Source organism: Methylococcus mesophilus (genome assembly GCF_026247885.1).
In the GTDB taxonomy this organism is placed as follows: Bacteria; Pseudomonadota; Gammaproteobacteria; order Methylococcales; family Methylococcaceae; genus Methylococcus; species Methylococcus mesophilus.
Genome location: NZ_CP110921.1, coordinates 2,081,927 through 2,094,725, shown reverse-complemented (window position 1 = coordinate 2,094,725; position 12,799 = coordinate 2,081,927). Strand labels below are relative to the sequence as shown.

The 12,799-nt window shown below is 63.5% G+C and carries 5 protein-coding genes; all 5 read left to right on the top strand.

Annotation, left to right across the window (positions count from 1 at the left end; translation table 11 throughout):
- The first annotated feature begins 3 nt into the window (after positions 1-3).
- The 5 genes from OOT43_RS09835 (at position 4) to OOT43_RS09815 (ending at position 12,511) form a co-directional block, all read left to right on the top strand.
- Positions 4-810 carry a hypothetical protein gene (locus OOT43_RS09835; RefSeq protein WP_266024743.1) on the top strand — a complete coding sequence of 269 codons (807 nt, stop codon included), beginning with the start codon at positions 4-6 and terminating at the stop codon, positions 808-810.
- Between the two features lie 7 nt (positions 811-817).
- Positions 818-3,613, top strand: a complete 2,796-nt coding sequence (locus tag OOT43_RS09830; protein WP_266024742.1) for a cytochrome c3 family protein — start codon at positions 818-820, stop codon at positions 3,611-3,613.
- 92 nt (positions 3,614-3,705) lie between these two features.
- Positions 3,706-4,245: a DsbE family thiol:disulfide interchange protein gene (locus tag OOT43_RS09825; protein WP_266024740.1), complete on the top strand. Its 540-nt coding sequence runs from the start codon at positions 3,706-3,708 to the stop codon at positions 4,243-4,245.
- Positions 4,246-4,616: 371 nt separating this feature from the next.
- On the top strand, positions 4,617-8,441 hold the full coding sequence (locus OOT43_RS09820; protein ID WP_266024739.1) for an Ig-like domain-containing protein: 3,825 nt from the start codon (positions 4,617-4,619) through the stop codon (positions 8,439-8,441).
- A gap of 263 nt (positions 8,442-8,704) precedes the next feature.
- Positions 8,705-12,511: an Ig-like domain-containing protein gene (locus OOT43_RS09815; RefSeq protein ID WP_266024737.1), complete on the top strand. Its 3,807-nt coding sequence runs from the start codon at positions 8,705-8,707 to the stop codon at positions 12,509-12,511.
- Positions 12,512-12,799 lie beyond the last annotated feature (288 nt).

Sequence of the window (12,799 nt, the reverse complement as noted above, 5' to 3'; positions counted from 1 at the left end):
GAGATGAAGTTGAAGGATAAGGTGAAGTTGGGACCCGCGGGTCTGGTGCTGTCCCTCTTGTGCTGGGCGAACGGCGGCTCGTCCTTCGCCGGCGAGCCGCTGTTCGTCCAGCGGGTCGAGTCGGCCGTGCCGACGCAGGAAGCCATCGGTAAGGCGGAGGAGCAGGTGCGCGAGCACAAGGACGTTAAGCTCCGGGAAAAGATGGCGGTACCGGCGTTCCACAAACGGATCGAGCCGCCACTGCACGAAGGCGAAACCTACTGCCAGGGCTGTCACCGCCCCCAGCCGCACAGCAAGAAACTCCGTACCCGCAGTTTCCTCAACATGCACAGCCGTTACGTAGCCTGCGAGACCTGCCATTTCCGGCCCGAGGACGTGCGGCTGGATTACCGCTGGTTCGACTATGCCGCCCGCCGGCCGGCCGCTCCCGATGGCAGCCGGTTCCGGACCGGACGGAACCTCGACAATTCGGTGCTGATCGAGGGTAAATTCAAGATCGCGCCGTTTTACCAAGGCGAGCCGGCGTTCGCCTTGCCCGGAACGGCGTTCGCCGAACGGGTCGGCCGCGAGTGGAAGGAGGGTGATCTATCCGCCAGAGCGCAGCTCAAGGCCCGTCTGCACACGCCGTTGAGCAAGGAAGGGCCCGCCTGTGCGAAGTGCCATACCGAAGATGCCCCCATGCTGGATCTCGCGGCCCTCGGCGCGGATTCCCGCCAGGCCGCGGCCGTCCGCAAGCACGTCATCCCGCAGTTCTTCGACCGTTACAAGTCCGATGACGAACGGCTGAAGATCATCGACATCCTGCGCTGAAGCGATCATGGCGATGAGTCCAGCGGGAGCACTCGTGCTGCGCTTTGCCGCGATCGCTGCCGGCCTGATCGGGCTGTGGCCGGTGGCGGCCGGCGCGCTCCAGGCGGTGGTGGCGTCCGATCCGGTCAGGTACGAAGCCGGCTTCGAGCAGCCTTCGGCCGTGGCCGCGGATGGCGCGGGCCGGGTCTACGTGCTCGATGGCGCCCATCACCGGATCGTGGCGCTGTCGCCGGACGGTGAAATCCTTCGAATCCTGGGCGGCGCCGACCTGCTGAAGCTGCCGATGGACTTCGCCCTGTCCGAGGAAGGGCTGGTGGTCGCCGACACCGGCCATCACCGGCTGGTATTGCTGCGTCCCGGCGGCGGGCTGCTGAAGGCGCTGGACCTGCCCATCGAACCCATGCCGGAGCCGTCCCCGAAGCCGGACGGATCACCATCAGCCAGCCCCCCGCCGAGCCTGCCGCCGGAGCCGGTGGCCGTCAGCGTGCAGGATGGCATCGCCTTCTGGGCCGACCGGCGCAGCCACCGCGTGTGCCGGACCCGGCTGGCCGACGGCCGGGGGCTCGGCTGCTTCGGCGGGCGCGGCGGGGAGGCGGGGCAGTTCCAGTACCCGTTTCAGATCGCGCAGGACCGCGACGGTTATTTCAACGTCGTGGACATCGTCAACGCCCGCGTTCAGGTGTTCGACAAGAGCGGACGCGCGTTTTCCCAGATCGGCCGGTTCGGCATCGACGAGGGCGAGTTGTTCCGGCCCAACGGCCTCGCCGTCGACCGGGAGCAGGACGCGTTTTTCGTCAGCGACAGCTATTTCGGCACCATCTCGGTGTTCCGCAAGGGCGAATTCCTGGGGCTGCTGCGGCAGGCGGACGGCCAGCCGGTGAAGCTGGATTCGCCCACCGGTCTGCATTTCCGCGACGGCCGGCTTTACGTCGCCGAAACCGGCGCCAGCCGGGTGTGGCGCTACCGGGTGAGCTATCCTGACCACGCCGCCGCCGGCAAGGAAAGCGGCGTGCGCACCGAGCTGTCGCAGAAGGATTGCCTGCTCTGCCATCTGTCCTGGGCCGGCGATGCGCCGCCCGAGGTCCGCGCCGCCGACGCCGAGGGCGCATTGCCGGAAGCTTCCTACCGCATGTGCTACAGCTGCCACAATGGCGCGGTCATGGACTCGCGCCTGACCATCCACCGGGGTGCACAGCATCCCACCGTCTACGAAAGCCCCAAGGAGAAGAAGCGCCATGCGGGGCTCAAGCCGCGCAAGGACAAGCTGCCCGACAAGTTCCCGGTCACCAAGAACAAACAGCTGCTCTGCACTTCCTGTCACACCCCGCATACCGACGCGGACAAGGCGCAGACCCTGTATCCCGCCCACGGCAATGCCTGGCTGCGCGTGCCGAACCGTGGCGGGGACCTGTGCGAGCGTTGCCACGAATCCAAGGTCAAGGGCGCTCGCCTCGACGCGCCAGTGCCTACCGGGTCCGCCGAAGGGACCAAGGGCCGTAAGGGCGTCAACCATCCCTTAGGGATACGCTTCATGCCGCCGCCGCATCCGGAGGCCAAGGGCTATCCCACAGAGAACGAATTGCGCAAAGGACTGCCGGAGCGCCTGACTGCCGGCGGCGCGGCGTTCGGTGATCACAAGGAGCTGATCTGCCAGACCTGCCATCAGGTCCACGGCGGCCACGGCGACGGCAAGACCACGGTGCTGGAAACCGCCGAGGGCGAACTGTGCGCCGCCTGCCACCTGCGGCAGTTCACCAAGAGCAAGGAGGAAGCCCACGAAAAGGGCGTACACCCCGTCAACGTCAAGCGCGAACCGGACGAGTCCGGCGCGAGGCCCGTGTTGTGGAAAGGCAAGCCGGAAATCACCGAAGTCGGCTGCCAGACCTGCCACCGCGTCCACGACGGCAGCGCGGAGACCTCGCTGCTGCCGGAAGGCGTGGCGAACGCGGAAAGTTTGTGCAAGAACTGCCACGAACGTCAGCACGCCGAAGACGAGAAGGACGCCAGGAAGAAGGGCGTGCATCCCGTCAACGCCGAGTTGGACGAGCCGGTGCGGATCGGCGGCAGGGAAATCAAGACGGTGGGCTGCCTCACCTGCCACTCCGTGCACGGCGGAAAACCCCATACCGCCGCCCTGGTGGAGACGGACCGCGACGGCGAGCTGTGCAGTCATTGCCACAAACAGAAGCAGACCGTCGTGGGTACCGACCACGATCTGCGCCTCACCGCCAAGGACAAGAAGAACGCCCTGGGCAAGCTGCCGTCCGAAACCGGCGTCTGCGGAAGCTGCCATACCCTGCACCGCGGCAAGGGCGACCGCCGCTTCCTGTTCGCGGCGAGGAAGGTGGAGCCGCAGCCCGGCCCGGTGATGGACGAGACGCCTTTCAAGCGGGATGGACTGTGCCTGAACTGCCACCAGAAGGGCGGGATCGGCGAGAAGAAGGTGGTCCACCATTTCAGCCACCCGCAAAAGGATCTGGTGCTGCGCTCCGACCAGAAGATCCTGCCGCTGCTGGGTGCCAAGGAAGAGCCGGAGGACTTCGGCGGCATCGCCTGCATCACCTGCCATGAACCGCACGTCTGGGATGCCGACAAGATCCCGCCGCCGGGCAAGGACGGGACGATCGCACTGTCCGCCAACCGGGAAAACCTGGAAGGCAGCAACCGCGACGCGTTCCTCCGGGCGAAGGATGCCGACAAGGTGTTCTGCGTCGACTGCCACGGGCTCGGAACCCTGGTGAAGTACAAGTACTACCACGATGCCAAGCGGGCCCGTAACGGGGGAGTTGACTACCTGGAATGAACGGACCTCCGAGCCTGTGGGACCCGGCTTTCGCCTGCGGTTTGCAACTGTTCCGATTCCAAATTTCCTCGTAGTCGCCCGGGAACCCGGACATGCCCCGCCTCTTTCTCCTTCTTCCGCTGCTGATCTTTTCCATCCTGGGGTTCCTGTTTTTCCAGGGCATGAAGCTCGATCCCAATACGCTCCCCTCGCCGCTGCTGGGCAAGCCTTTGCCGGCGTTCGAACTGCCTGCTCTGCGCGAACCGTTTGGGATGATCCGGGACAAGGACATCAAGGGGCCCGCGCTGGTCAACTTCTGGGCGAGCTGGTGCGCCGCATGCCGCGAAGAACATGCGCTGCTGCTGGACCTCGCCCGCAATGCCGGCATCACGATCTACGGCGTCGACTATTTGGACCAGCGGGAAACGGCGCTGGGCTGGTTGGATCGTCTCGGCGACCCCTATGCCGCGGTTCTGTTCGACGAGCGCGGCAGTCTCGGTTCGGAATTCCGGGTCATAGGTGCGCCCGAGACCTATGCGGTGGACGGCGACAACATCGTCAGGTACCGCCACGTCGGCGCGCTGACCTGGGAGGTCTGGACCGCGATGCGTGCTGCTCTTGCCGGTCCGGGGGCGCCGCACGAGGTCCAGTAGCCGTTAGCGCCGGGATGCCGAATGGTCACGAGGCGGTGGGATGACGATCAGGCGCCGGCTTCTGCGAATCCTTGGCCGAAGCCCACCCCACGATAGGGCTTCGAATCACGGTATGGGCGTCGAGGATGAGGCTTAGCCGAGGTCTCACCACTTCCACCGGTTCCGCTCTGCGGGTTAGTCCGTCCCTTCCTTGCTCGTTTCTCTGCGTGATAGCACGCGACATGTAGTCAAACCACGCATTGAGCCTGCTTTTCGAATTGTAATGTCCTTGTTTTATAAGGGTCTTCTTCTTGGCATGTTTGCTGCCCTTCGGTGTGTTGGACCGTCCGCCATCCCGGCGGTGCGCGACAACAATAAGAACCGGAGGAACCATGGCCACCATCCGTGCCGCAGCGGCGCGTCGTCTGCATCTCAGTCTGCTGTTCATACTCGTCGCGGCTCTCGCCCCCGCGACGGTCCTCGCCGCCGCCAAGCTCAAGATCGCCAAGGCGACCTGGTCGGAGACCACCGGGATGCTGGTAGTGAAAGGCAGCGCCAAGAACGCTAGCGGTTCCATCGAAATCTACGACCTCTCAGGCCGCCTACTGGGCTCGAGCCAAGGTCCCGCCTTCGTGCTGAAGCTCGATCGCGGCAGCCTCGCCGCCGTGCCCTGCGGCATCCGGGTCCAGGCCGGCGACAGCGAAGCCGTCAAGGCCGTCAAAGGCAGCCCCGCCGACTGCAAGAAAGCCCCGGCCTGCCAGATCCTCACCCCGACCCAGGAAATCCACGTCAGCGCCAACACCGACGTCAGCTTCGCCGGCAGCGCCAGCCTCAACGACCCCGAAGCCCAACCCCTCAAGCTCGAATGGGACTTCGCCGGCGGCAGCATGGGCGAAGCCATGCCCAACACTCATCCCACCGCCTACAAGCGCCCCGACGGCCAAAATACGACCGTCCAGTTCGTGCGCGACAACGCCAGCTACAAAGTGCGCTTCACCGCCTGGGACAAAAAGAACCGCTACTGCGAAGACAGCGTGATGGTGCACGTCGGCAACCCGCCGACCAACCTGCCCGACGTCTCGGCGATGGTGAAGCAGGCCCAGGACAGCGCGCCCAGGCCCGGCAGCCAGTTGGCGGGGAACAAGGGCGAGGTGGTGGTGTTGCCGTTTCCTGACTGGACCCTACAGACCGCCGTCGATGCCAGGTACACGCCCAACCTGGAAGTCGCATCGGCTTGGGGGCCGTTCAATGCGATCAACGCCCAGGTCTATCGGAAGGACCGCCTGCCGGTGCAATTGACCGGGCAGGACGTGCAGATGAAATATTCGTCGGCCAGCAATCCGGCGGACCCGGCGGGCGCGGACTCGATCAATACCACCAGCCAGAACTGGCCGCTCAATTCCGACATCCGGAAAGCGGCGCCCCTGGAAGGAGCATCGATTCAAAAAACCGACGTTTGGGATACCCTGGTCCGGCCCGCGTCCGACCCGCTTGTACCCGATTACGGCAGCAACAACTGGCTCGCCCAGGTCATCTGGTGGACCGGCTATTCAGGGCCCATCAACCCGGACAATTTCATCAGCCCGGACGAAGGTTTCCGGATATGGACGCCGCCCAACCCGTATTGGAAGCTTGCCGGCGGGGACCCTCCGCCTGGGCCTTACTCCGACGACCACGGACGCTACATGCCGGGACGCGACCAGCCTTATGCGGCCAACTCTCCGCAGGATTTCACCACCTACTTCGAGGAGCAACGCCAGCACACCGCACGCAATGTACCGGTTACCGACGTCGACGACAGCGGGCGGGTGAATCCGTTTCCCCTGATGCGGGTGCAGGCGGTCGATAAGCAGAGCCAGCAGACACTGGCCAAGGCCGATGCAGTGGTCAGCGCCGGTAAGGACTTCCACTGCCGCGAATGCCACGCCAAGGGCAAAATCGCAGCCAACGACCAGCTGGACTGGTCGCAGTACCAGCAGGCTTTCCATTCGAGTTCGGAATACAAGGCATGCAGCTGGCAGAATCCCTGCTCGGACACCTTCGCACCTCCGGCCTTTTTTGACGCCATCGACAGGAATGGGCAGCCCAGCGAAAACCCGTTCGATCAGGAATACGCGGCGGTGAAAAACGCCTCCGCCCTGCATGATTTCTACGACAACGTTGGCATCATCGGCAGCATGGGTCTGGGCTGGAAGGATGACGCCGGCTTCCATTACGACTGGCCCGGCACCTGCACTTCCTGCCATCAGACGATGATGCAGTACGAGATGGGCTTCAATACCAATGGTTCGAGGGGTGAGAAGCATGGGGACGACGGGTACTTCCCCCGCTACTCCCTCACCATGCACAGATATCACGCCCAGATGCAGCGCGATCCCAACGATCCGGACAAATTACTCCGTGGGAGTGATGGCCGGCCCCAGCGCTGGGATCCTGCCCAGGGCGCCAATCCCAACAGCCTGTTCCCAGCAGTCGACTCTCAGGGCAATTCCCTTCCGCAAGAGCAGAGCTGCTTGCGCTGCCATGCCGGCCATCGCGACCAGCTCTATCGCGACCGCATGTACACGGCGGGCGTCACCTGCTACGACTGCCACGGCGACATGTTCGCGGTCGGCCAAGCCTACAGCAAGCCGAGACCGGGAGCGGAAGGCTTCGCCGCCCGCCTGGAGTATTACGAAGAACCCGATTGCGGCTCCTGCCACACCGGCAATGCCAATGAAGGCACGGATGGCCAGAATGGGTTCTTCCGCGCCGGCGTGATGAAGCGGGCCTTCGACAGCACGGACCGCTCGGCAACGTCACGTACCCCCAAGTCGCAACGTTTCGCCGTGCAGCCCGGAAAGCCGGCGGAGATTTTCTACTCCAAGCCGGTCGACGAGAACTGGAGCACGCGCGACAGCATCCTGGCAGTGACCAATCCCCTCTACCGCTGGAGCCGCGACACTCACGGCGACGTGGCCTGCGGCGCCTGCCACGGCGGTGCCCACGAAGTCTGGCCCAACCGCGATCCCAAGGCCAACGACAACGTCACGGCGATGCAGTTGCAGGGGCATACCGGCACCATCCTGGAATGCAACGTCTGCCATACGGCGGATTCGTTCAAGCTCGAGGCCGACCTCGACGGTGGCCAGTACAGCGGCGACGCCAAGCCGGGCATCCTGGGCGGTCCGCACAACACCCACCCGATTGACGACCCGTACTGGTGGAAACAGGCCGATGGCGACGTCGCCAACCGCGACGGCAGCAACTACGGCGGCTGGCACAACAACTACGCTAAGAAGCCCGGCAAGGAGGGCGAAGACCAGTGCGCGGCCTGCCACGGCAACGACCATAAGGGAACCCGGTTGTCGAAGACGCCGGTGGATCGGGTATTCGACTTCCGCGGCTTCGACGCCAAGAAGCTGAAGAAGGCCGGGTTCAAGTCCAAGGTCGTCAAAGTGCCCGCCGGCACCGAGATCGGCTGCGACACCTGCCACAGCATCGAGACCTCCTGCATCGGCTCGCCCGCTGGCAGTCAGTGCGGCGTGGCGTCCGGCTACGTGCCGGTCACGGTCAACCACGATCCGGTCATCACTTCGACGCCGGGCGTGACCGAGGCCGTCATGGGCGAGGCGTACAACTACCAGGTTACGGCGACCGATCCGGATGGCGACTCGTTGACTTACAGCCTGGGTCTTAAAGCCGGTTCCATGAGCATCAGCGAGCAAGGGCTCGTGACCACCACTTGGCTCATGGAGACTTTTTCCAAGTACCAGAGCGGTCCGTTCACCTTCCCCTACACCGTCACGGTCAAGGACGGCAAGGGAGGCTATGCGACGCAGACCATCAACATGACCCTGCGTTGCCCCGACGGCCAGGCCTGGGTATTTGATGAAAATGCCTGGAGCGGGTCATGCGTGGTTCAAGGCGTGGGTATCACCATTACCTCCAAGCCCGGCATCGGCGGGCTCAATGCCGGTGAAAGCTACGGCTACCAGGTGACCGCCACCAGCGACAAAGGCCTGCCGCTGAGCTATGCCCTGGAAGGGCAGCCGGCCGGCATGAGCGTCGACGCCAATGGGCTCATCACCTGGCAGGCCGCCGCGGAGGCATCCGGCGGCGTGACGTTCCAGGTACTGGTGACCGACGGCCAGGGCGGCCATGCCAGCCAGAGCGTGACGGTCAATGTGTGCGTGGCGCCGCAGACCTGGCACAGCGACCACGGCATGTGCATGTAAACGGAGACAGGAGACCCTCTCATGGGGCGCTTCGGCGCCCCTTTTTTATTGGGTTTTGCACCGTGCGTTTGGCGCGGCCGCTCGGTGGGATTTTGCGTTATATCACCGGGGTCTCTTGTGATATCACACGATCTCCTTTTATTAAGAACTGTAATATCGGCGGAATTATGTGCGCGTGTTTATTGGCATGATTGCTGCGCTTCGATGCGTTGGACCGTCCGCCATCCCGGCGGTGCGCGACAACAATAAGAACCGGAGGAACCATGGCCACCATCCGTGCCGCAGCGGCGCGTCGTCTGCATCTCAGTCTGCTGTTCATACTCGTCGCGGCTCTCGCCCCCGCGACGGTCCTCGCCGCCGCCAAGCTCAAGATCGCCAAGGCGACCTGGTCGGAGACCACCGGGATGCTGGTAGTGAAAGGCAGCGCCAAGAACGCTAGCGGTTCCATCGAAATCTACGACCTCTCAGGCCGCCTACTGGGCTCGAGCCAAGGTCCCGCCTTCGTGCTGAAGCTCGATCGCGGCAGCCTCGCCGCCGTGCCCTGCGGCATCCGGGTCCAGGCCGGCGACAGCGAAGCCGTCAAGGCCGTCAAAGGCAGCCCCGCCGACTGCAAGAAAGCCCCGGCCTGCCAGATCCTCACCCCGACCCAGGAAATCCACGTCAGCGCCAACACCGACGTCAGCTTCGCCGGCAGCGCCAGCCTCAACGACCCCGAAGCCCAACCCCTCAAGCTCGAATGGGACTTCGCCGGCGGCAGCATGGGCGAAGCCATGCCCAACACTCATCCCACCGCCTACAAGCGCCCCGACGGCCAAAATACGACCGTCCAGTTCGTGCGCGACAACGCCAGCTACAAAGTGCGCTTCACCGCCTGGGACAAAAAGAACCGCTACTGCGAAGACAGCGTGATGGTGCACGTCGGCAACCCGCCGACCAACCTGCCCGACGTCTCGGCGATGGTGAAGCAGGCCCAGGACAGCGCGCCCAGGCCCGGCAGCCAGTTGGCGGGGAACAAGGGCGATGTAGTGGTTTTGCCATTTGCCGATCTGACCATGCCGGGAACTGGCGATTACCGCTATACCCCCAACATCGAGCAGTTTCTAGCCGATGGCGCTTTCAGTAACCTAAATGCTGTGGTTTACCGCAAAGACCGCTTGCCGGTCGTACTCGATGCAACTCAGGTGGTCATGAAATTTGCCGCCGCCTCGAATCCGTCCGACCCGGTCGGTCCTGACTCGATCAACTCCACCAGCCAGAACTGGCCGCTCAATCCCGCCGGGTCCGGCCAAGCGGCAGCGCTATTGAGCGCGGCCATTCAGAAGACCGACCTGTGGGAGGTTTTCGTGCGGCCGGATACGGATGTCCTGGCGCCTAGTTATAAGAGCCGTAACTGGGTTTCGATCAATCCGCAGTACAACGACCGTATCGTCGGCCCGGACGAGGGTTTGGTGCTCGGTCCTGTCCCCGCCGATGGGAGCGTTACGCCAGAGACCAAAGGAAGGTATATGCCGGGGCGGGCCAATCCATATACGGACAACGCGTTCCAGGAGTTCACCTCCTATGACCCCAGCGAGCGGAAACACTTGGCTCGCGCGATTCCCTTGACCGATGTCGACGACGCCGGTCGGGTCAATCCGGTTCCGCTGCTTCGCATCGAAGCCGTCGATAAAACCAGCGGAGCGCCGCTGGCTGCTGCCGATGCGGTGCTCGCGGCCGGGCGGGATGTCCACTGCCGGGAATGCCACGCCAAAGGCAAGATCGGCGCCAATGATCAGATCGATTGGTCCGCCCTGCAATCGGCCTTTCATTCCGGCGACAATTACGGAAACAGAAATTGCTGGTTCCCAGAACCCTATTGTTCCTTGTCTTTCGCTCCCCCTGTCTTCGCCGACGCAGCGAGCGACAGCCTCTTCGACCAGGAACACGCCGCCAACCGCAACATCGCCAGCCTCCACAGCTTTTATGACAACACTGGGGAAGTTGGGATGGCAAACGGCTGGTTCGGCGTGGTCTGGTCGGGTGAGGAGGGTTTCACGGAGGACCATCCGAATTCCTGTAACTGGTGCCACCGGAGCCGCATCGGGGCGCAAATGGGGCAGACATTCGTCAACTTCCCCCACTACCAGGGGAGGGAGGCACCCACGCCCAGCAACTCCAACTTGTCTGAAGTTATGCATAACTGGCATGCCCAATTGCAACTTGATCCTGCCGACGCGACGAAGGTCCTGCGAAATCCCTCCGGGCGGCCCAAACTCTGGAATCCGGCCGACGGCCCCAATCCGAATACGCTGTTCCCCACGGTAGATGCCAACGGCAATGCACTGCCCATGGAGCAGAACTGCCTGCGTTGCCACGCGGGTCATCGGGATCAGCTTTACCGTGATCGCATGTACACGGCGGGCGTGACCTGCTACGACTGCCATGGCGACATGTCGGCGGTCGGTGCAGTCCACGACAAGCCTAAGCCGGGCTACGACGGGAACATCAAACGTCTGGGTTGGTATGAGCAGCCGGATTGCGGTTCCTGTCATACCGGCAATGCCAATCAGGGTGCAGATGGCAAAAATGGTTTCTTCAGCGCTGGTGTGATGAGAAGGGCATTCGACGACGGCGGAAGTGGAGCGGATCGTTCGGCGACCTCCCGTACGCCGAAAACCCCGCGTTTTGCCGTACATCCCGGTAACCCCTTTGATGCGGAAGTTGTGGATTACGAGATATCGCCTGAGCATCAGTTTGCCGCCACCGACTACTGGCTAAACATTTCGCTACCCCTATACCGCAACAGCAAGGACACCCACGGCAACGTGCCTTGCGCGGCCTGCCACGGCGGCGCCCACGAAAACTGGCCCAACCGCGACCCCAAGGCCAACGACAACGTCACGGCGATGCAGTTGCAGGGCCACACTGGCAATATCCTGGAATGCAACGTCTGCCATACCGCGGATTCGTTCAGGCTCGAGGCCGACCTCGACGGCGGCCAGTACAGCGGCGACGCCAAACCCGGCATCCTGGGCGGCCCGCACAACCTGCACCCGATCAGCGATCCCTACTGGTGGAAGTCGACCGAAGGCGACAGCGCCAACGCCGACGGCACCACCTACGGCGGCTGGCACAACAACTACGCCAAGCAGCCCGGTGCGAACGGCGAAGACCAGTGTGCGGCCTGCCACGGCAATGACCACAAGGGCGCCCGGCTGTCGAAGACGCCGGTGGATCGGGTGTTCGACTTCCGCGGATTCAACGCCAAGAAGCTGAAGAAAGCGGGCTTCAAGTCCAAGGTCATCAAAGTGCCCGCCGGCACTGAGATCGGCTGCGATACCTGCCACAGCATCGAGACTTCCTGCATCGGCTCGCCCGCCGGCAGTCAGTGCGGCGTGGCGTCCAGCTACGTGCCGGTCACGGTCAACCACGACCCGGTCATTACCTCGACGCCGGGCGTGACGGAGGCGGTCATGGGCGAGGCATACAGCTACCAGGTAACGGCAACTGATCCGGATGGTGATCCTTTGACCTTTAGCTTGGCCACCCGCCCATGGGGGCCGGATACGATGACCATTGATCAGAACGGAGTGTTGAGCTACGACTGGCCTATGAGCAACTTCGCGTCCCAGAACTTCGGCCAGCCATTCTTTTCGTACGCCGTCAGGGTAACCGATGGCAAGGGTGGCTACGCCACACAAACCGTCGGTTTGGTCTTCCGGTGTCCCCAGGGGCAATCGTGGGTAAATCCGGGTTGGGATGGTAAATGCGTGCCGGATTCGGTTGGTATCGCCATCACATCCCAACCGGGGATTAAGGGGCTTAATAGCGGCGAGACATTCAGCTACCAAGTCACCGCTACCAGCGACAAAGGCCTGCCGCTGAGCTATGCCCTGGAAGGGCAGCCGGCCGGGATGAGCATCGACGCCAAGGGCCTCATCACCTGGCAGGCCACCGCCGCGGCATCCGGCGGCGTGACTTTCCAGGTGCTGGTGACCGACGGCCAGGGCGGCCATGCCGGCCAGAGCGTGACGGTCAATGTGTGCGTGGCGCCGCAGACCTGGCACAGCGACCACGGCATGTGCATGTAAACGGAGACAGGAGACCCTCTCATGGGGCGCTTCGGCGCCCTTTTTTTACAGGGTATGGTTGTGTTTCGGCGTCCAACGTCCAACGTCCTTCTCGGACACCCTAACCTGCAAGTTTCCACGGCCAGCGGGTTTGGACAGCAGCCTGAAGTGAGCAGGGGAGCAGCAATGATGCGGGGTACACTGTGATTGCACTTATCCGCCTGCCGAGTCTGCAATGCACCATTGCGCTTCGCAAAGGCAAGCTGCCCACCCGCACCTCCCGTCCGGAATGGGGTGGTGAGTGAAGAC